This is a genomic window from Marinobacterium sp. NO-S09 (assembly GCF_059179545.1).
The window spans coordinates 1,530,718-1,550,457 of sequence record NZ_CP168954.1 but is presented as its reverse complement, the minus strand read 5'-3'; the positions used below and the strand labels follow the sequence as shown (position 1 = coordinate 1,550,457).

Genomic DNA, 19,740 nt, shown 5'->3' with positions numbered 1-19,740 from the left:
TCACTCCTGAATATTGGCAATGACATCTTGGTTGGATTCATAACCACGTGCAATTTCACGCAGCTCTTTCAGAGCCTCACGGGCGTCCACATCAAGATCCGACACGCTTTCAATCCAGGCTTCATCGATCCCTTCAGCCAGCGCCTTATACTCCTGCGCCAAAGGATCGTTTACGCCAACTGTATTGATACGCACGCCGCTCTCTCGTGCCAGTTTCAAACCGGCCACATCGGATTGGTCCTGCGCCCAACCGCCCAGAGCAGACAGTCGCTCACCGGATACCGCCCTGATTGCCTCAGCATCTTTCGGGTCCAGATCAGCCATGAAGTCCGGATTAATGAAGAATGAGAAACTGCCCAGGTACATGCCGCCCGGCAACTGGGTACTGTCGGTAATCACTTCGTTCAAGCGCAAATTCTTGACGTCACAAACCGGCAGAAAAACACCGTCAATCACGCCCTGCTGCAGCATCTCGTAAACCTTGGGGGCCGGTGCGGATACCGGTACCAGGCCGGCACGCTCACCAATAACAGACTGGACGCCGCCACCGACTCGAATCTTTTTGCCCTCAAGCTCGGACAGCGTGTTTACTGGAAACGTGCTGTGAATCTGTCCCGGACCATGAGTTACCAGCGCCACCAACTCCAGCCCCTCAAACTCATAAGTGTCCTTGAAATACTTATTGTGCACACGCCAATGGGCCACAGACGCGGCTTCACCGGATACACCCAGCAAGGGCTGCTCCACAATCTGGGTCAGGCGGAAACGGCCCGGTACATAACCGTGATAGCCCCAGCTGGCATCGGCAACGCCATCCTCGACCAGGTTGAACATGGTTTTGGGGTGTCCCATGTTGTACTCGACGGCGAGGGTTACGCGGTTATCGGTGGCTTCCTCGATCCACTTTTTCCAGGTCGGCAGTACCACTTCATTGACCGGGTGCGTCGGCGGCATCCAGCTGGCAAAACGCATTACGGTCTGACTCCATGCGGAGGCAGAAAACACAGTACCGGCAGCGGCCAGCGCAAGAGCAGCGACATTCATCTTTTTCATGGGGATAGTCCTGTATTGTTATGTTTATGTATTTGTTTTGTCTGTTGTTTGTTCTCAGTAACGGGGTATATACAAAGGGCCGGCACTAGCCGACCCTTTGGGGTTTATTGACGCTTGAGAAGATCCAGTGCCACATCGACAATCATGTCTTCCTGACCGCCTACCATGCGGCGCTTGCCCAGCTCGACCAGAATATCGACGGTCTTGAGACCGTATTTTTCGGCCGCCACTTCGGAGTGACGCAGGAAGCTGGAGTAGACACCGGCATAGCCCAGCGCCAGGGTTTCGCGGTCAACGCGCACCGGGCGGTCCTGCAGCGGGCGTACAATGTCGTCGGCAGCATCCATCAGGGCATATAGATCGGTCCCGTGCTCCCAGCCCATTTTGTCGAAGGCGGCGATGCACACTTCCAGCGGTGCGTTACCGGCACCCGCCCCCTGGCCGGCCAGGGAAGCATCCACTCGGTCACAGCCCTCTTCCACCGCCACAATGGAGTTGGCCACACCCAGTGCCAGGTTGTGGTGCGCATGAATACCGGTCTGGGTCGCCGGGTCCAGCACATCTTTCACTGCGCGGAAACGGTCGCGGATATCCTGCATACCCATGGCTCCACCAGAGTCCACCACGTAGATGCAGGTAGCACCGTAGCTCTCCATCAGCCTGGCCTGCTCGGCCAGTCCCTGCGGTGTCTGCATGTGGCTCATCATCAGGAAGCCGACGGTATCCATGCCCAGCTTGCGGGCATGTTCGATATGCTGACGGGACACGTCAGCCTCTGTACAGTGAGTGGCGACACGCACGATGCGTGCGCCGGCGCTGTAGGCATTTTCCAGGTCGTGCACAGTGCCGATGCCGGGCAGCAGCAGCGTAGCGATCTGCGCATGTTCAACCACTTCCGCTACCGCTTCGATCCATTCCAGATCGGTATGGGCACCGAAGCCGTAGTTGAAGCTGGAGCCCTGCAGGCCGTCACCATGGGACACTTCAATGGAGTCCACTCTAGCCTTGTCCAGAGCGCGGGCGATGTCCTGTACGTTCTTGATCGAGTACTGGTGGCGCACCGCATGGCTGCCATCACGCAGCGTCACGTCAGAGATGTAGAGTTTCTTGCCGGGGTTAAATGTCATCTTGTTCGTCCTCAGTAAACCAGTGACTTGGCGATGCGCTCGGCGGTACCCAGCGCGGCAGAGGTCATGATGTCGAGGTTGCCGGCGTAGGCCGGGAGGTAATGGGCCGCACCTTCCACTTCGAGGAAGACCGAGGTTTTCAGGCCGCTGAAATGGCCATGGCCCGGAATATTGATCGGTTGCTCTTCGGGGATCTCGTCGAACTGGACCTTCTGTTTCAGGCGGTAACCCGGTACGTAACTCTGTACCGCAGCAGCCATCTCCTCGATGGACGCTTCCACTTGGGCCTGATCGGCCTTCTCGGACAGCACGTAGACGGTGTCGCGCATCAACAGTGGCGGCTCAGCGGGATTCAGGATGATCACCGCCTTGCCCTTGCTGGCACCACCGACCACTTCGATCGCCTTGGTGGTGGTTTCAGTAAACTCGTCGATATTGGCACGAGTGCCCGGGCCGGCGGACTTGCTGGAGATCGACGCCACGATCTCGGCATAGTGCACCTTGGCCACGCGTGATACGGCCGCCACCATTGGAATGGTTGCCTGACCACCGCAGGTCACCATGTTCACGTTGCCCTCGTTGAGGTGCTGCTCCAGATTAACGACTGGTACACAGTAGGGACCGATCGCCGCCGGTGTCAGATCGATAAATTTGAGCCCCTCTTTTTTACCGCGCAAGAACACTTCGTTATGCATGTGCGCCTTGGCCGAAGTCGCATCAAAAATGATGTCGATCTCCTCAAAAACGGGCATTTGCGCCAGGCCTTCAACACCTTCATGAGTGGTTGCAACGCCCATCCTGGCCGCGCGGGCCAGTCCGTCCGAATTGGCGTCGATCCCAACCATGGCGCCCATTTCCAGGCCGTCGCTGTTGCGCATGATTTTGATCATCAGGTCGGTACCGATGTTGCCGGAACCGATGATGGCTACTTTGGTCTTTTTCATTCTGACTCCTACAGAGAGAGGTTCAGGCGCTTGCCTGCGCAAACTCGACGGCAACCAGGCCAATACCGCTGATTTCAGTGTCGAAACGGTCTCCCGGTGCACATTCCACCATTGGGCCGAGGGCACCGCTGAGCACCAGATCACCGGCTTTCAAAGGCGTGCCCAAACAACTCAGGGTCCGCGCCAGCCAAAGGGCCGCGTTGAGCGGGTTACCAAGACATTCGGCACCGCTGCCGGTGGATACGATCTCGCCATTGCGCGTCATGCGCATCTCGGCGCCACGCAGGTCCACGCCATCCAGGCGACGGGCCGGCGTGCCCAGTACGAAACAGCCGCTGGACGCGTTGTCCGCCACCGTATCGACAAAACGGATATCCCAGTTCTGGATACGGCTGCCGACGATCTCCAGCGCCGGCACAACCCAGCCGATCGCCTGCATCAACTCGGTATGGGTACAGTCCCGCTGCGGAAGATCACGTTCCATGATGAAAGCAATCTCGGCCTCAACCTTTGGCTGCATCACCAGGTCAGCGGGAATGATGTCGTTGTCTCCGAAGCTCATATCCGCAAACAGGGTGCCGAAGTCCGGCCTATCTACGCCCAGTTGGGTCTGCACACGGGGGTTGGTCAGGCCGATCTTTCGGCCCACGATACGTCGGCCCTGGGCAACAGCATGTTCGGTATTGATCTGCTGGATGTGGTAGGCTGACTCGGCGTCCTGAGGGTCAAGCCGATCGCGAATCGGAGCGGTCGCTTCGTGCTGCGCTTCAGCCCTGCGCAAGCGCTCGGCCATTTCGTATAACTGTTGTTCGTTTACCATGTGATTCCATACCCTGGCACTACGCCGCAGTACTGCGACGGGGCCGTTTCGGATTGCTAAAAACAGACGACTCGGAGCGCTAACGGATGTGGATATCCGGACCAAGTCCGATATCACATTGAGCAGGTGTGAACAGATTAATATCCGGAATCAGGGTAACGGATAAAACAGCCATATATTGTCGGACCCTTTTACGGTTTTTTATGCTATTAAAATCCCGTGCTGAAAAAATCTTTAAAAAGGCACGACTTTTTAATCCATCGAATATCATCTGTGGACTCCGTGAAGGCATGTTTTTATTATGTGCAGGAGTATAGGAACAGCCCATCAGCGGCAGCAACAGAAATCGAGCCCGAGGTGCACTATGTGCACAACAACTCACAAGGAGTCAGCCATGTCGGAGCAGGACAAAATCCCGGGACAGGGTGAGTACAAGCTGGTTCAAGGCCTGATCCGTGGCCTGTCGCTGCTGCACGCTCTCAACCGTTGTGATGGCGGCGCCCGCATCACCGAGCTGTCGCAACAGACCGGCCTGCATCGCACCACCGTACGCCGTTTGCTGGAGACTCTGCAGCACGAGGGCTATGTTCGCCGCAGTGAGTCGGATGACAGCTACCTGTTGACGCTGAAGGTACGCGAACTCAGCGAAGGCTTTCGTGATGAACAGTGGGTTTCCCAGTTTGCGGCTCCCCTGCTGGGGCAGCTGTTACAGGAAGTGGTCTGGCCCACCGATATATCGACGCTGGATGTGGATGCCATGGTGATCCGCGAAACCACTCACCGTTTCAGCCGCCTCTCTTTCCACCGCTCCATGGTCGGTCGCCGCCTGCCAATGCTGCTGACCGCTGCGGGCCGTGCCTATATCGCCAACTGCCCCGATCAGGAACGGGAGCAGATCCTCCAGCTGCTGGCCAGCCGAGATGATAGCCAGGCAAAGCTGGCTCAAGACCCCCAGTATGTCGAAAAGCTGGTTCGCAAGACGCGCCAGGATGGCTACGGCTCCAACTACCGTGACTGGGGTGAAGAGGGTCGCATCGCCGCCATCGCCTTGCCGATTCGCTATGAAGATCGGGTACTGGGTTGCCTGAACCTGGTCTATATCGCCGATGCCATGACCATTGAGGAAGCGGCGCGCCGCTATCTGGACGCCATGCAGTCGGTGGTAACACGCATCGAGCATAGCCTGTCGCCCAGGATCCGCTAAGCCCTTTACAACAGTTATCCACACCCGCCGTGCACTATGTGCACCTCGGATCTTTTTTTGCTTGATGTTATTTCCTCGCCTGTCCAGAATCCATCCTAAATAAATCGCAAGGTTAAATTAAATAGATTTTACCTTGAGGGTTTTATTCCGGTCGAATATTTACGACCGCTGCTCAAAACGGCATTTATTAATTCCGACAATAAACCGGGAGCCGGCATATTCATGCTTCCCGCTCCTGCAATCATATAAAAAGAAGGTAGAGATATGAGCATCATGCTTAAATGCCTGTCGCATACGCCCCTGCGTGGTCGTAATGACCCTGGTGCAGATGTTGTTGCCGAAGTGGATGCGGTTCTGGCTGCGGCACGCGCAGAAGTCGAAGCATTCGATCCCGAACTGGTGCTGCTGTTTGCCCCCGATCACTACAACGGCCTCTTCTACGACTTGATGCCTCCGTTCGTTGTCGCCACGACTGCCGAGTCGGTCGGTGACTACGGCACTCTACCCGGCCCCCTGTCAGTCGACGCTGAACTGGCGCTGGAGCTGACCAAACACCTGATGGACAGCGACCTGGATGTATCCCTTTCGCACCGCCTGCAGGTTGACCATGGCTGTACACAAACTCTGGAAGAGATGACCGGCAGCCTGACCCGTTATCCGGTGATCCCGATCATTATCAACTCGGTGGCGCCTCCTTTCGTACCCTACCGCCGTATCCGCAAACTGGGAGAGGCCGTTGGCCAGTTCCTGGCCGGATTGAACAAGCGCGTATTGATCCTTGGTACCGGAGGCCTGTCTCACGAACCTCCGGTTCCCCTGCTGGCCGATTCACCGCAAGAAGTACAGGAGTTCCTGATCTGCGGCCGCAACCCGACACCGGAAGGTCGTGCGGCGCGCGAAGCCCGCACCATTGCCGCTGGCAAGATCTACGGCTCCGAGCTCTGCCAGCAGACGCCGCTCAACGCTGTTTGGGACGAAGCCTTTATCGAACTGCTGCAGAGCGGCGAGCTTGAACAGGTGGATGACTTCGACATCCAGCAGATATCAACCGAAGCCGGACGCTCGACCCACGAAGTACGTACCTGGGTTGCTGCCTTTGCCGCCTTGGCAGCAAGCGGTCCCTACCAGGCACGCAAGGATTATTACCGACCCATCAATGAATGGATTGCGGGCTACGGCGTGGTCAGCGCCACTCCCGCCTGAGCTGACCACAGCTAACAATAAAACGAATCATCTGGAGAGACCGATATGAACGCTATCGTTACCCCAATCCCGACCGAAGAAGAGATCGTACAACGCGCCCGCGACATGATCCCGATGCTGCGCGAACGTGCCGATGCCTGTGAAAAGGCTCGCATGGTACCCAAAGAGACCATTAAAGCCTTCCAGGAAGCCGGCTTCTTCAAAATCCTGCAGCCCAAGCGCTGGGGCGGCTACGAGATGCATCCCAATGTCCTCAACCGCGTGCTGATCGAGCTGGCCCGTGGCTGCCCGTCAAGTTCATGGAACGTGATGGTACTGGGCGTACACCCGTTCGAAGTAGGCCTGCTGCCGGAACAGGTGGGGGATGAGCTTTGGGGCGAGGACAACACCCGCCTGGTGTCCTCCTCCTACGCACCTTTCGGTACCGTGGATGTTGTTGAAGGCGGCTACCAACTGAACGGTGAGTGGCTGACTTCCAGCGGCTGCGACCATGCCGAAGGTGGCACCTTCCTCGGTGGTCGCGTGCAGGAAAACGGCGAAATGGTATTCCGCTCTTTCTGGGTTCAGCGTGACCAGATTGAAGAAATCATCGATGACTGGCACGTGGTCGGCCTGGCCGGTACCGGCAGCAAGAAGCTGGTGATCAAGGATGTCTTTGTTCCGGCTTACCGTAGTCACGTGATTGGGGCCTACGACCAGGAGTCCCACGGCCACGTCGAAAACCTGTACAAGGTACCCTTCTTCTTCGTGTTCTATGCGGCCGTTTCCTCAGTGCTGATCGGTATGGCCCGTGGCATGTCGGATCTCTACGTTGAGCATATGGTACCGCGCCAGAACCTTAACCAGGCCGTAGGTGCTGCGGTGAATGACCCGTTCATCAAATACCGCCTGGGCGAAGCAGAAGCCAAAATCACGGCTGCCGAAGCACGCGTACTGAGCAATACCAATGAAGCCTGGAGCTACGCTTCCCGAGGCGAACTGGTGCCGACCGATGTTCGTGTGCGTCACTTTGCCACCAACCAGTTCACCGGCGGTGACTGCTTCGATGCGGCTCACATGATCTTCAAAAAGACCTCCACCCGTGGCGTATGGCTGAACAACCCGATGCAGCGCCAGATGCGCGACATTCTGGTGGGCGCTAACCATATCACCCAGAACCAGGACAACATCGGCGATCTGCTGGGTGGCCAGTTGCTGGGCAACCCGCTGCCCCAGCCGAATCCTTTTGGCGTTAAGGGATAAGCCAAACCCGTTTGGCTTTAAGGCATAAGCCGAACCCATTTGGCGTCAAAACCTGGGCTACACGGCCTTCTGTCCAAGGCATAAGGCCTCGCCCATTTAATTAGAGAGACGATCATGAATCAGCACATCAACCAGATGCTCGACTGGACACCCAACGCCGAGCTCAGTGAAAAGCCAATGGTCAGTGCCGACGAACACCGTAACGGCATGCGTCATTTCGCCATGGGCGTCAGCACCATTACCAGTGGCGACGACAAGGCACGGGCCGGTCTGACCGCCACCGCCGTCTGCTCCGTGACCGCCGATCCGCCTCGCCTTGTCGTATTTGTCAACAAGGGCGTCTACGCCAGCGAGCTTATCCTTAAAAGCGGAGCACTGTGTGTCAACGTGCTGGCGGGTGATCAGGAAGATGTTGCCAAGGCATTCGCAGGCATGATCAAGGATGTACAGGGCGAGTCACGTTTTGAATTTGGTACCTGGGATAACCTGACTACCGGTGCTCCAGTACTGCAGGACGCATTGGCAAATTTTGATTGCCGCGTCGTGAAAGTGTTTGACGAAAGCACTCACCATGCCTTCCTCTGCGAAGTGCTGGCAACCCGCGAGCGCCAGGATGGCGAAGCGCTGATCTACCTGAATGGCGGCTTCAGGCAAATTCCCCAGTAAGTGACACTACCGAACTTCTCACCCCGGCACGTGTCGGGGTTATGTGTTTTAGCAGGAGTACAACATGAGCATTAACCTGACTGAAGCGGATACCAGCCGCTTTATCGACATCGAGCTGGACGGCCAGCCGGTCAAACTGCATTACAACGACTGCGGTGAAGGCCGTGAAACCGTCGTCATGTTGCACGGCTCCGGCCCTGGCGCAAGCGGCTGGGCCAACTTCAACCGGAATATCGAACCCCTGGTCACCGCCGGGTACCGTGTCATCCTGCTCGACTGCCCGGGCTGGAGCAAAAGCGACTCCATCGTCTGTACCGGTTCACGTTCCGACCTGAACGCTCGTGCTCTGAAAGCCGTAGTCGATGCTCTGGACCTTGAACAGATCCATATCCTGGGCAACTCCATGGGTGGTCACAGTGCTGTAGCCTTTACACTGGAAAACCCGGAACGTGTCGGCAAGCTGGTACTGATGGGTGGCGGCACCGGTGGTGCCAGTCTGTTTACACCGATGCCGGCGGAAGGAATCAAGCTGCTGCAGAAGCTCTACCGTGAGCCGACCATTGAGAACCTGAAGCAGATGATGTCGGTCTTCGTATTCGATACCAGCGATCTGACCGAAGAACTGTTTCAGACCCGTTTGGACAACATGCTCAAGCGTCGCGACCACCTCGAAAATTTCGTCAAGAGCCTGGAAGCCAACCCAAGACAGTTCCCGGACTTCAGCCCACGCCTGCCCGAGATCAAACAGGATACCCTGGTGATTTGGGGCCGTCAGGACCACTTCGTACCCATGGATACCGGCCTGCGCCTGGTAGCGGGGATTCCCAACTCCCAACTGCATATCTTCAACCAGTGCGGCCACTGGGCGCAGTGGGAACATGCAGACCGCTTCAATCGTATGGTGCTGGACTTCCTGCAGCACTAAGAGAGAGTTCGTTTTGTGTCGGCCACTGCCTAATGGCGGTGGCCTGCCTATCAATGCTTCGGGTAACTAACGTTAAGCAACGCCAACTGAAAATCAGCTTATGATAGTGCAAAAAAAAACCTACAAGACGTTAATTACTATAATCTTTACCCACGATTATAATCATCCAACGCAGCCTTCCTGGCCACTTTGTAATCAATAACCGGCGCTGGCCGGCCATACCTCTGCCCGGCGCCGGGCTTATGCCGCTCTTTCGGCTCCAGCTGTCGTAGCTCGGGCAGCCACTCGGCAAGGAACTCGCCATTGGGGTCGAACTTCTCGCTCTGCAGCTGTGGATTGAAGATACGGAAGTAAGGGGCTGCGTCGGCTCCAACTGAAGCACTCCATGCCCAACCGCCAAGATTGGAGGCAAAGTCCCCATCAATCAGCCTGGACATGAAGTAGGCTTCCCCTTCACGCCAATCGATGCGCAACAGCTTGGTCAGAAAACTGGCCACGATCATGCGGAGCCGGTTGTGCATCCAGCCAGTCTCATTCAGCTGCTTCATGGCTGCATCGACGATAGGAAAGCCGGTTTCGCCTGCCTTCCAGGCTTCGAGGTGTTGCTTGTTATCCAGCCAGCTAATGCGCTCAGCCACTTCAGGGCGGAAAGGCTCATAACGGCTTTGGCCCGGGAAGCTGGCCAGCAGGTGGCGGTAGAACTCTCTCCAGACAAGTTCATTCAGCCAGGTACTGCTCTGCCAGGCTTCACCCTGATATGCCGCTTTAAGTGCAGCCAGGCACTGGCGTGCTGAAAGGGAGCCGATGGTAAGCGCAGGCGAAAGGCCAGAGGTGCCATGCCGTGAGGGGAAGTCTCTCAGGCGCTGGTAGTCTGGCTCCTGTTCATGGATAAATCTGTTGAGGTGCTGCAGAAGGCTGGTGTCATCGACTGGGTAGGTGAAGGACTTGTTGGCTGATCCTAGTTGCAGGCTTAGGGGGTAAGCTTTTTCGCGCGCGGAGCGCGCTCCCACAACCTCTTCATGCGGGAGGCCAGTCTCTGGCCGAACAGCCTTATCCGCAAACGGAGACGGCAAAGGCTCATGATCCATCTGCAACAGGCGCTTCATCCAGGCCTTGCTGAAGGGGGTAAACACCTTGAACGGCGTGCCACCACCGGTGACGACTTGTCCTGGCGGTACGACCAGATCACCGTGATACCCCAGAGCTTCTATACCCACGGCATTCAGTGCCTTGCAGACTGCACGATCACGATTTTGCTCGTTGAGTGGGTACTCATAGTTAAAGCGTAGCGCACTGGCACTCAGCTCTCGTGCAAGCTCCAATAGCGCATTCGGGCAGTCAGAAAAGCGATCAAGCTCCAGTCGCTGCAGTTTAACGCCTGCCTGGTTAAGCTGCTCTTCCAGCCAGTCAAGGCGTGCATGCCAGTGTGCGATACGTGCTTCAGATTCGTTGTGCTCAGCCCACTGGCCCGGTGTCATACACACTACAGCGGTAACAGGTTCTTCAGTGGCACGGGCGTAGTAAAGCGCCGGATTATCAATCAGGCGCAGGTCGTTGCGAAACCAGACCAGTTGCATTCAGATGTAGTTCCTCAGGCCCAATTCATACGGGTGTGGGTTCAGGTAGGTCTGTGAGCGGATGTAGTCAGACCCATGTCGCTTCACGTAGTGCTTGAGCAGTGTCAGGGGCACAACCAGGTGCACCTGCTCCAGACGATACTGTTCGATAGAGTCGATCATTTCCTGCTTGATATCGCTATCGATCTCTTTTTTCAGGTAGCCCAGCATGTGCAGCAACACATTGGTGTGGGTTTTACGGGTCGCCTTATGCGCCATATGGTGCATGAAGCGCTCAATGTAGTGCTGTTTGACTTCATCGAGTGGCTTGTCATGAGCATCAGCCAGGTAGCGTCCAAGCTCGCGATAGCCTTCATAATGGTGCGCCATCAGCAGGTATTTCTGCCGGCTATGGAACTGCAAAATATCGTGGTAGCTGGCATCCTTCTCAACCGATGTTTTCCAGTCATCGTAGGCAAACACCCTGGCGATGAAGTTTTCACGCAGCACAGCATCGTTCATGCGCGCTTCTTCTTCCAACGGCAACACCGGGTTGGCTTCTCGCAAGGCCCGTACAAACACACCCTGGTCTGCATGGTGCGGAATGCCGTTAGGATGGTAAACCTTGACTCGCTCCATGCCGCAACTGGGGGAGCCCTTCATCAGAATGAACCCACGCAGATGTTCATGCTTGCGTGCGAAGTCAGTGCCCACTCGCAGTAGATCGTCTGTTACATCAAGCTCAGGCGTTTTGGTTCCTCGGGCTTCCGGATGCTCACCTTCAAGCCCGACCAGCCGAATCGGATCGCGTGGAATGCCCAAGCCAATCGCCACCTCAGGGCAGAAGGTCTCGAAACTGAAGCAGTCATCCAGCACGCCCAGGCAGTATCGGGAGCGTTTGTGTCCACCGTTGTAACGCACCTGCTGACCAGTCAGGCAGGCGCTGATGCCAACCGGAATTTTCTGTGCGGGCAAGGTTGATTCCATGCGAAATCCTTACAAACCGATAAACGGCTGAACCAGGCGGCCAAAGAGGCCGGTGAATTTGAGCGGCGCATCAGTGGCAATGAGACAGATACAGTCTTCGTCTGTGTCGACCAGAGGCTGATGTTCCATCTCACCATCCAGATCGGCCACATCACCACGGCGAAAGCGCCCGACTTCATCATTATAGGAGCCGCTCAGGATAAGGGTCAGCTCATTGCCTGTATGGGTATGGTGAGGTACAGAGACCCCGGGCGAAATGCGTAACAGACGGGTTGCTCCCGGGCCATCAAGATCAAGGTCTACCTGGCGCACGCCGTAGCCGATCCGTTTCCAAGGCAACTCATCAATGTCACAACCAACCAGTTCCGCCAGCGGTGCCGGCAGCTGACCTCCTGCTGACGCAGACTGCCTGGATACAGGATTCGCCAGTTCCTGTTCCGGCTCATCGAGGCGTGCCAGCAAATCATTCAATGCACCCTCGCCAAGTGATACCGGCTCAATATCGTCGAGCAGGACACCACCCACGGCATTGGTTGCATCTACACGTTCACGACAATGCTCGCACCAGTGCAAATGGCAGGCAACCAGCAATGCCATGCCCTGTGGCAGGCTGCCGGCTGAGTAGGCCATCAGGGTTGCGTCGTCAAAGTGATGGCTTATATTCACGCGTCTTCTCCCCAGTGAGCTTTGAGCTTACTGAATGCCAATCTGAGTCTTGATTTAACACTGCCAAGCGGAATGCCGAGTTGTTCGGCAATCTCGGAATGGCTTTTGCCTTCGTAATAGGACAGATGCAGAACCTGTGCCTGGCCTTCGGGCAGGGTGGCAATCGCCTCCTGCATACGTTCTTCTATCACCGAATGCTCACCCATATCGCGATGGTCCGGGTCGGGCTCCTCTTCCGGCAGCTCGTAGAACTGCACCTTGTCACGGCGCATACGGTCAATGCTCTGGTTACGCGCCAGCGTAAAAATCCAGGTACTGGCGCTCGCCTTACTGCGGTTAAACAGGTGTGCCTTGCGCCACACCAGCAGCATTGCCTCCTGCATTACCTCTTCAGCCGTGGCATCTACCATGCCCAGCCTCAACAGGTACGCTTTAACGCGAGGTGCAAAATAACCAAATAGCCTGGCGAACTCGGTTTTGTCCCGTGTCTCAGCAAGACGGGTTAGACAGGCGCTCCATTCGTCACGCACCTGCTTTCTCCTCTCTTCTGATGTCATGCTTTGCGGGGTGATAGCGGCAGCATTCACATCGCCTCCTCCGGCATCGTCTTTCTGCATCTATTCTCCATACGCATCATTGTTGGCCAATGGATCATTCAGATTACATTTATCCGGGCGGTATTGGATACACTCTGTCGTTGACTGCCCCATCTTACGAAGGGGATTCCCAATTCACCGAGAACCAGACACGGAGACTTGCTCCATGCCACTTACACTCTCTCCAAGGGCTAACACCGCCAGCCCGGCGGCTTTAATGTTGATCGCTGCGTTTTGGTCACGGTCATGGTGCGCACCGCATTCGGGGCAGCTCCATTTCCTGACCGACAATGGCAGTGACGACAAGGTGTGTCCGCAACCCGAACACCGTTTCGAGCTTGGGAACCACTGGTCAATGGCGACCAGCGAGCGCCCGGCCCAATCGGCTTTATACGCCAACTGGCGCACGAATTCGCCCCAGCCGGCATCGGCAATGGCTTTGCTTAGTGAAGGGTTACAGATCATGTTTTTCACTTTCAGGGATTCAACACAGATCACTTGGTTCTCGTTAATCAATCTGCGGGACAACTTGTGCAAGTTGTCCTGTCGGCAATCGGAGATTTTGGCGTGAAGTTTCGCCACCTTCTGCCGGGCCTTGGCGCGGTTGGCCGAGCCGAGCATTTTCTTGCTCAGTCGACGCTGCGCCTTGGCCAGTCTAGCGGCGTATTTCACGGTATGACGGGGATTGCCGACCCGCTCACCCTTGTCGGTGATAAACAGGTCTTTCAGGCCCAGATCAATGCCGGTCATATTAGATGTGACCGGCAACTTGCTGGGTTCAAACTCGCACAAGCAGCTCACAAAGTAGCGACCCGCCGTGTCTTTGGAAATAGTCACAGTACTGGGTTCGCTGGGCAGTTCGCGGCTCCACCGAATATCCAACGGGGTTTTGCTTTTGGCCAGAAACAGCTTGCCGTCCCGGTACTTAAAGGCCGAACGGGTGAATTCCGCCGACTAGCGGTGCCGTTTGCTTTTGAATTTCGGGTACTGGGCGCGGCCTTCAAAGAAGTTTTTAAAGGCGGTTTGCTGATGACGCAGGCACTGCTGCAACGGCACCGAGCTGACTTCGCTCAAAAACGCCAACTCGGGATCTTTCTTCATCCGCGACAACTGCGCATTGGCTTCAACGTAGCCGACTTTGAGTTGCTGCTGATAGAAAACATCGGTGCGCCAACGAAGGACCGAGTTGTAGACCAAACGCACGCAGCCAAACGTCCGGGACAGAATTTGCTCCTGCTCAGACGTTGGGTAAAAGCGGTATTTGTAGGCACGCTTAGTCATATCTCACAAAATAAAACCATTAATGTAAGATAGCAAGCAATCAGAGGAGAGTCGCGGGAACAGGGGCATCCTACGAACGCCATGCTACCCCTCCCCAGCCTAGAAGCGCGTGGTATCTCGCGCATGAGAGATGATCTGTATTCGCCTTTCCCTGCGTAAGGCTCGCAAAAGGACATGACGAGCGACCCAGCATGAATGTACACGCCCTCAAACCACTGAAGATTGCCGTGATCGGCTCAGGCATTGCCGGATTGTCGGCGGCCTGGCTGCTCAATAAACAGCACAATGTCACCCTGTTTGAAAAAGATGACCGCCCCGGTGGTCACGCCAATACGGTAGATGTACCCAGCGCCGACGGCCCCATCGCAGTTGATACCGGCTTTATAGTCTACAACCCGGTGAATTACCCCAATCTGGTCAAGTTCTTTGACGAGCTGGGTATCAGAAGTCATGACACTGATATGTCCTTCGGCGTCTCCATTAATCAGGGTCAGCTGGAATACAGTGGTTGTGGCCTGCAAGGGTTGTTTGCTCAGAAGCGTAACCTGTTGCGCCCTGGTTACTGGAAAATGCTGGCTGACCTGTTGCGCTTTTATCGCGAAGCGCCTGATATGATGCAGGACCCGGCCACGCAGTCCATGACTCTGGGGCAGTTACTGGAAAAGGGTGGCTATGGCAAAGCCTTCATTCATCAGCACCTGATTCCCATGGGTGCCGCTATCTGGTCAACGCCTGCCGACCAGATGCTTGATTACCCGGCGCTGACCTTCCTGCGCTTTTGCCAGAACCATGGCCTGGTTCAACTCAAGGATCGTCCTCAGTGGCGCACCGTGACCGGTGGTAGCCGTGAATACGTTCAGACGATCTGTAAGGAGTTGGGAGCAGGTGTACGCCTGAACAGCCGTATTCACAAGATTCATCGGTTAAACGGCAAGCCGGTGGTGGAATTCCTGCATGGCGCCAGCGAAGCCTTCGACCATGTTGTATTGGCATGCCATGCCGACCAGGCGCTGGAGTTGTTGAGCAGCCCCACCGCTGAAGAACAGCGCCTGCTTAGCTGTTTCCCCTATCAGCGCAACCGTGCCTTGCTCCATACAGATGAACGCCTGATGCCGGCACGCCGTGCAGCCTGGGCCAGCTGGAATTACCTTACGGATAGCAGTCAGGCCTCCGGCTCACCGGAAGATATTTCCGTCACCTACTGGATGAACCGTTTACAGGACCTGCCTGAACAGCATCCGCTGTTCGTGACACTGAACCCGACCACGGAGCCCCGTGAAGGCAAGATTCTGCGCAGCTTTCTGTATGACCACCCGGTATTCAATCTGGACTCTATCGCCGCACAGGAGCAGCTCTGGTCACTGCAAGGCCGGCAGAATACCTGGTTCTGCGGTGCCTATTTCGGCTATGGCTTCCATGAAGACGGCCTGCAATCCGGACTGGCCGTTGCCGAGCAACTTGGCGGTAAGCTGCGACCCTGGACGCTGGAGAACCCCAACAATCGCATCCATGTCAGCATGCCCGTTAAGCCGCGCGACCTCTGGATACCGGAGGCTGTGGCATGATCAGCTCATGTCTCTATGCCGGTCAGGTGATGCACCACCGCTTTAAGCCTGCGAGACACCGCTTTATTTATCAGGTCTTTTCCATGCTGCTCGACCTGGAGGAGCTGGACACCATCAATAAGCGGCTCAAGCTGTTCTCGTTGAACCGCTTCAACCTGTTTTCCTTCCATGAACGTGATCACGGTGATGGCAGCTCGCGCCCGCTGGTGAATCAGGTTCGAGACGCACTGCGGAGTCAGGGGCTGAACCTGGGACAGGGCAAAGTAAAACTGCTGTGTTACCCGCGCCTGCTGGGGTATGTATTTAACCCGCTGAGTGTCTTTTACTGCTATGACGAACAGGGTCAGCTCGGTGCCATCCTGTATGAGGTCAGTAACACCTTCAACCAGAAGCATCGTTACCTCATCCCGGTCAATCAGCCTGATGACAGCATCATTCGTCAAAGCTGCCCCAAGGCCTTCTATGTTTCACCCTTTATCGGCATGGAAGCACGTTACCACTTCCGCATGCAGCAACCCGGTAAACAGGTTGCTGTCTGCATCCGCGAAACCGATAAAGATGGCGCACTCCTGCACGCCAGCTTCACCGGCAAGCAGCGCCCACTGAGCGACAGCAGCCTGCTGAAAACCTTTGCCCGTTATCCATTGATGACACTGAAAGTGATTGCCGGCATCCACTGGGAAGCATTGCACATCTGGCGCAAGAAGATCCCCCTGCAGCCACGCCCTGCACCACCTGCCAGCAGTATCACCTTGGTCACCAACCAGAGGGAAGAGTCCCATGAAACCATCTGAGTACCGCAGTCTGAATCAGGCCGACCTGTTACCCAACGCTGGCTGGCTCAACCGCTGGTGTCTGGACACCCTGCTCAAGCACCTGCCCAAACTGAATTACGGCCAGTTGAATCTGCAGTTGCCATCAGGTCAGCAGTTACAGTTTGGCCAACAACGTGAGGGAGAGCCTCGCGTCGAGATACGCATCAATCGTTATCGCGCGCTGCGGCGTGTATTGCGCGGTGGTGCCATAGGCTGGTCTGAAAGTTACATGGACGGTGACTGGGACTGCCCTGACCTGGTATCCCTGATGCGCTGGGGCCTTGGCAATGAAGAGCAGCTCAGCAACTTGAGTAAGGGTCGCTGGTGGCTGCGTGCACTCAACCGGCTGCGTCACCTGCGCCGCGCTAACACACGACAGGGATCCAGGCGCAACATTGCCTATCACTACGACCTGGGCAATGACTTCTACTCGCTCTGGCTCGACTCCAGCATGACCTATTCGGCTGCCCTTTACCCGGACGACTCCCCACGCCAGGGCGTTCAGGCCTTACACCGGGCTCAGCTCAACAAATATCGACGCATCTGTGAAATGCTGCAGCTACAACCCGGCCAACAGGTTCTGGAGATCGGCTGTGGTTGGGGCGGCTTTGCACTGGTTGCCGCCAGCGAGTTCGGTGCCCATGTACACGGTGTCACCCTGTCGACTGAGCAGCTGCAGTTCGCCCGCGAACGCATACATCGCGCCGGGCTGAACGAGCAGTGCCGTTTCACACTCACCGACTACCGTGACCTGAGCGAAGAGTACGATCACATCGTCTCCATCGAGATGTTTGAAGCGGTCGGTGAAGAGCATTGGCCGGTCTACTTCGAGCAAGTGAAACACTGCCTGAAGCCCGGCGGCAAGGCTGTGCTCCAGGTGATCAGTATCGAGGAGGCACGCTTCGAGAGCTACCGCAACAGTGCCGACTTTATCCAGACCTACATCTTCCCTGGCGGTATGCTGCCAAGCCCCGAACGCCTACGTGAGCAAGTAAGCAACGCCGGCCTTGAGCTGGAGCATGAGCAGACCTTTGGTCTCGATTACGCCGATACCCTGCGCGAGTGGCGACACAGCTTTATCGAACAGTGGCCCCGCATTCAGGCACAGGGCTTTGATGAGCGCTTCCGACGCATGTGGCTTTACTATCTGGCCTATTGCGAAGGCGGTTTCCGTCAGGGCAGCATCGATGTAGGCCTGTACCAGCTGACCCGATGAGCGCCCTGACACGGCAACAACTACTCAGCTATGCCCTGCCGGCGCTGCCGCTGGCGATTCCTACCGTTGGCCTCTATATACTGCTTCCCACCTGGTATGTGGAGCAGTGGGGGATATCACTTGGGCTGGTGGCAGTGCTGTTGATGCTGGCCCGCCTGAGTGACCTGGTCAGTGACCCGTTTATCGGTCATTGGCTGGATAGAGGCTCTCCAAGCCGATACCGCCAGTTTATTCTGCTGGGCGGCATCCTGTGCATCCCCGGCCTCTGGCTACTGGTATTGCCCTTGCAGGGTCTGGCAGCAACCAGCCTGCTATTGGGCTCTGTTGTCCTCTATTTGGGCTGGACACTGGTACAGGTGCCTTATCTTAGCTGGCTGGCCGCACTCAGTGGCGATTCCCACCAGCGCGCAAGAGCCGCCAGCTGGCGAGAAGGACTCACCCTGGCCGGCCTGCTGATATCAGCTGTCATGCCTGCGCTTGGACTGATGACAGGCCTTGAGACCGGCAGCGTATTGCTGGTCATGGCCCTGCTAACGCTGGTCCTCGGAGGCCTGTCACTGTCCTGGTTACTGCGCTCGACACCCTTGCCCGCGGTTGATGACACTCAGCCTGTGGCTATTCGTCTTTTCAGCCTGATGCGCAACCGCCCTGCACGCATGTTACTGGGCAGTTGGTTCTTCAACGGCGTAGGCAACGGTATCCCGGCCGTGCTGTTTCCACTTTTCATCACCACCACACTGGCTGGCACTGAATCGGATAGGGGCCTCTTGATTCTGATCTACTTTGGCGCGGCAGTGCTGTCTTTGCCGGTCTGGCTGGCATTAAGCCGCCACTTCGACAAAGTGGATCTATGGCGTACAGCCATGACCCTTTCCATTCTTGCCTTTCTGCCCGCCACCCTGCTCGGTGCTGGCGACCTGCTGCTGTTTATCCCGATCTGCATTTTGACCGGACTGATGCTGGGCGCAGATCTGGCGCTGCCGCATGCCATGCAGGCCGAGGTCTGTGACTGGGACCATTTCCGCTTCCGGCGCCAGCAACGCGGGCTCCTGTTTGCCTGCTGGAATGCGGCCAACAAACTGGCGCTGGCACTGGCCGCCCTGCTGGGCTTCGGCTTGCTGCAACTGGCCCAATGGCTGCTGACAGACGATCAGTCGGCGCAGTCTCTGGCGCTGATCTACGCAGGCCTCCCGTGCGTATTCAAGGCCATAGCGGTAGTACGCCTGCGTAACTACCCCTTGCGTCAGGCTCGCTCTGCCATGCTGCACAGGCGCCTGCAACAGATTGATGGAGTCCCCCATGTGGATTAAACGCCTGCTTTTTACCCTAACTCTCTTTTCACTGATGACAGGGTGCTCACCCATGAACAATACCCCCACCACCCAGCTTGGCCCCTCACTGAAAATTGAGGAGTATTTCGACGGCAAGGTGTACGCCTGGGGGATTTTCGAAGACCGCTTCGGTACCCTGAGACGCCAATTTCGCGTCGAGATAGATGGAAACTGGGATGGTCAAAAGTTGGTACTGGATGAGAAGTTTCTGTACGCCGATGGCGAGGAGGATCGCCGCGTCTGGACCATTACGCCCGACGGCAATGGCCGCTACATCGGTAAGGCCGGTGATATTATCGGTCAGGCCGAGGGCGTCAGCTCAGGCAACAGTTTGAACTGGCGTTACCAGATGGCGCTCAAGGTTGGGGATGGCAGCTGGAAAGTCAGCTTCAACGACTGGATGTACCTGCAGCCCGGCGACGTAATGGTCAACCGAGCCAAGGTCAGCAAGTGGGGCTTCACACTGGGGACTGTCACCCTGTTCTTTATCGGTGAAGAATCGTTCAAACAACCGCCCTTCACTCTCTGAGCCAGATACGAGAT

The 19,740-nt window shown here is 56.5% G+C and carries 18 protein-coding genes and 1 pseudogene; 10 read left to right on the top strand and 9 right to left on the bottom strand.

Annotated elements, in window-relative coordinates:
- The 4 genes from O3C79_RS07325 to mhpD form a co-directional block, all read right to left on the bottom strand.
- Positions 1–1,053: a TRAP transporter substrate-binding protein gene (locus O3C79_RS07325; RefSeq protein WP_083703206.1), complete on the bottom strand. Its 1,053-nt coding sequence runs from the start codon at positions 1,051–1,053 to the stop codon at positions 1–3.
- 104 nt (positions 1,054–1,157) lie between these two features.
- Positions 1,158–2,180, bottom strand: coding sequence for a 4-hydroxy-2-oxovalerate aldolase (gene dmpG, locus O3C79_RS07320; RefSeq protein WP_494385393.1), 1,023 nt, complete (start codon positions 2,178–2,180; stop codon positions 1,158–1,160).
- 11 nt (positions 2,181–2,191) lie between these two features.
- Positions 2,192–3,124: an acetaldehyde dehydrogenase (acetylating) gene (locus tag O3C79_RS07315; RefSeq protein ID WP_494385392.1), complete on the bottom strand. Its 933-nt coding sequence runs from the start codon at positions 3,122–3,124 to the stop codon at positions 2,192–2,194.
- 22 nt (positions 3,125–3,146) lie between these two features.
- Positions 3,147–3,944, bottom strand: a complete 798-nt coding sequence (gene mhpD / locus O3C79_RS07310) for a 2-keto-4-pentenoate hydratase (RefSeq protein WP_494385391.1) — start codon at positions 3,942–3,944, stop codon at positions 3,147–3,149.
- A gap of 394 nt (positions 3,945–4,338) precedes the next feature.
- Between mhpD and O3C79_RS07305 the strand changes: the two genes are divergently transcribed.
- The 5 genes from O3C79_RS07305 (at position 4,339) to O3C79_RS07285 (ending at position 9,184) form a co-directional block, all read left to right on the top strand.
- Positions 4,339–5,148 (top strand): DNA-binding transcriptional regulator, encoded by an 810-nt coding sequence (locus tag O3C79_RS07305; protein ID WP_494385390.1) that lies wholly within the window; start codon positions 4,339–4,341, stop codon positions 5,146–5,148.
- Between the two features lie 264 nt (positions 5,149–5,412).
- Positions 5,413–6,351: a 3-carboxyethylcatechol 2,3-dioxygenase gene (locus O3C79_RS07300; protein ID WP_494385389.1), complete on the top strand. Its 939-nt coding sequence runs from the start codon at positions 5,413–5,415 to the stop codon at positions 6,349–6,351.
- Positions 6,352–6,396: 45 nt separating this feature from the next.
- A complete protein-coding gene (locus tag O3C79_RS07295) occupies positions 6,397–7,593 on the top strand; it encodes an acyl-CoA dehydrogenase family protein (RefSeq protein ID WP_417534456.1) in 1,197 nt (398 codons plus the stop codon).
- Positions 7,594–7,707: 114 nt separating this feature from the next.
- Positions 7,708–8,259, top strand: a complete 552-nt coding sequence (locus O3C79_RS07290; protein ID WP_494385388.1) for a flavin reductase family protein — start codon at positions 7,708–7,710, stop codon at positions 8,257–8,259.
- A gap of 64 nt (positions 8,260–8,323) precedes the next feature.
- The gene (locus O3C79_RS07285) at positions 8,324–9,184 is read left to right on the top strand and encodes an alpha/beta fold hydrolase (protein WP_494385387.1); all 861 of its coding nucleotides are present in this window, start codon (positions 8,324–8,326) and stop codon (positions 9,182–9,184) included.
- A gap of 146 nt (positions 9,185–9,330) precedes the next feature.
- Here O3C79_RS07285 and O3C79_RS07280 read toward each other — a convergent pair whose 3' ends face one another.
- From O3C79_RS07280 to O3C79_RS07260, 5 genes and pseudogenes are all read right to left on the bottom strand, one after another.
- Positions 9,331–10,761: a cryptochrome/photolyase family protein gene (locus O3C79_RS07280; RefSeq protein WP_494385386.1), complete on the bottom strand. Its 1,431-nt coding sequence runs from the start codon at positions 10,759–10,761 to the stop codon at positions 9,331–9,333.
- A complete protein-coding gene (locus O3C79_RS07275; protein ID WP_494385385.1) occupies positions 10,762–11,727 on the bottom strand; it encodes a YbgA family protein in 966 nt (321 codons plus the stop codon). It abuts the gene before it with no gap.
- A gap of 9 nt (positions 11,728–11,736) precedes the next feature.
- A complete protein-coding gene (locus O3C79_RS07270; RefSeq protein WP_494385384.1) occupies positions 11,737–12,393 on the bottom strand; it encodes a ChrR family anti-sigma-E factor in 657 nt (218 codons plus the stop codon).
- Positions 12,390–13,010, bottom strand: a complete 621-nt coding sequence (locus O3C79_RS07265; RefSeq protein ID WP_494385383.1) for a sigma-70 family RNA polymerase sigma factor — start codon at positions 13,008–13,010, stop codon at positions 12,390–12,392. Before O3C79_RS07265 ends, O3C79_RS07270 begins: the two co-directional genes overlap by 4 nt.
- A 114-nt stretch (positions 13,011–13,124) precedes the next feature.
- Positions 13,125–14,270: pseudogene (locus O3C79_RS07260) on the bottom strand (RNA-guided endonuclease InsQ/TnpB family protein).
- A 191-nt stretch (positions 14,271–14,461) separates the two neighbouring features.
- Here O3C79_RS07260 and O3C79_RS07255 point away from each other — a divergent pair.
- Genes O3C79_RS07255 through O3C79_RS07235 form a run of 5 tightly spaced genes read left to right on the top strand, consistent with a single transcriptional unit; the run spans position 14,462 to position 19,726 of the window.
- Complete coding sequence (locus O3C79_RS07255; RefSeq protein WP_494385382.1) at positions 14,462–15,835, top strand: NAD(P)/FAD-dependent oxidoreductase; 1,374 nt, start codon at positions 14,462–14,464, stop codon at positions 15,833–15,835.
- Entirely contained in the window at positions 15,832–16,629 is a 798-nt protein-coding gene (locus O3C79_RS07250; RefSeq protein WP_494385381.1) for a DUF1365 domain-containing protein, read from the top strand. Before O3C79_RS07255 ends, O3C79_RS07250 begins: the two co-directional genes overlap by 4 nt.
- A complete protein-coding gene (locus O3C79_RS07245) occupies positions 16,616–17,866 on the top strand; it encodes a class I SAM-dependent methyltransferase (protein ID WP_494385380.1) in 1,251 nt (416 codons plus the stop codon). Before O3C79_RS07250 ends, O3C79_RS07245 begins: the two co-directional genes overlap by 14 nt.
- The gene (locus O3C79_RS07240) at positions 17,863–19,176 is read left to right on the top strand and encodes an MFS transporter (protein WP_494385379.1); all 1,314 of its coding nucleotides are present in this window, start codon (positions 17,863–17,865) and stop codon (positions 19,174–19,176) included. Before O3C79_RS07245 ends, O3C79_RS07240 begins: the two co-directional genes overlap by 4 nt.
- Positions 19,154–19,726, top strand: a complete 573-nt coding sequence (locus tag O3C79_RS07235) for a DUF3833 domain-containing protein (protein WP_494385378.1) — start codon at positions 19,154–19,156, stop codon at positions 19,724–19,726. Before O3C79_RS07240 ends, O3C79_RS07235 begins: the two co-directional genes overlap by 23 nt.
- Positions 19,727–19,740 lie beyond the last annotated feature (14 nt).

Excerpts from the sequence above, each read along its gene's own strand:
- O3C79_RS07235 (WP_494385378.1), top strand. The coding sequence starts at position 19,154 with ATGGAGTCCCCCATGTGGATTAAACGCCTGCTTTTTACCCTAACTCTC.
- O3C79_RS07250 (WP_494385381.1), top strand. The coding sequence starts at position 15,832 with ATGATCAGCTCATGTCTCTATGCCGGTCAGGTGATGCACCACCGCTTT.
- O3C79_RS07305 (WP_494385390.1), top strand. The coding sequence starts at position 4,339 with ATGTCGGAGCAGGACAAAATCCCGGGACAGGGTGAGTACAAGCTGGTT.
- O3C79_RS07275 (WP_494385385.1), bottom strand. The coding sequence starts at position 11,727 with ATGGAATCAACCTTGCCCGCACAGAAAATTCCGGTTGGCATCAGCGCC.
- O3C79_RS07255 (WP_494385382.1), top strand. The coding sequence starts at position 14,462 with ATGAATGTACACGCCCTCAAACCACTGAAGATTGCCGTGATCGGCTCA.
- O3C79_RS07240 (WP_494385379.1), top strand. The coding sequence starts at position 17,863 with ATGAGCGCCCTGACACGGCAACAACTACTCAGCTATGCCCTGCCGGCG.
- O3C79_RS07300 (WP_494385389.1), top strand. The coding sequence starts at position 5,413 with ATGAGCATCATGCTTAAATGCCTGTCGCATACGCCCCTGCGTGGTCGT.
- O3C79_RS07315 (WP_494385392.1), bottom strand. The coding sequence starts at position 3,124 with ATGAAAAAGACCAAAGTAGCCATCATCGGTTCCGGCAACATCGGTACC.
- dmpG (WP_494385393.1), bottom strand. The coding sequence starts at position 2,180 with ATGACATTTAACCCCGGCAAGAAACTCTACATCTCTGACGTGACGCTG.
- O3C79_RS07325 (WP_083703206.1), bottom strand. The coding sequence starts at position 1,053 with ATGAAAAAGATGAATGTCGCTGCTCTTGCGCTGGCCGCTGCCGGTACT.
- O3C79_RS07265 (WP_494385383.1), bottom strand. The coding sequence starts at position 13,010 with ATGCAGAAAGACGATGCCGGAGGAGGCGATGTGAATGCTGCCGCTATC.
- O3C79_RS07245 (WP_494385380.1), top strand. The coding sequence starts at position 16,616 with ATGAAACCATCTGAGTACCGCAGTCTGAATCAGGCCGACCTGTTACCC.
- O3C79_RS07285 (WP_494385387.1), top strand. The coding sequence starts at position 8,324 with ATGAGCATTAACCTGACTGAAGCGGATACCAGCCGCTTTATCGACATC.
- mhpD (WP_494385391.1), bottom strand. The coding sequence starts at position 3,944 with ATGGTAAACGAACAACAGTTATACGAAATGGCCGAGCGCTTGCGCAGG.
- O3C79_RS07280 (WP_494385386.1), bottom strand. The coding sequence starts at position 10,761 with ATGCAACTGGTCTGGTTTCGCAACGACCTGCGCCTGATTGATAATCCG.
- O3C79_RS07295 (WP_417534456.1), top strand. The coding sequence starts at position 6,397 with ATGAACGCTATCGTTACCCCAATCCCGACCGAAGAAGAGATCGTACAA.
- O3C79_RS07290 (WP_494385388.1), top strand. The coding sequence starts at position 7,708 with ATGAATCAGCACATCAACCAGATGCTCGACTGGACACCCAACGCCGAG.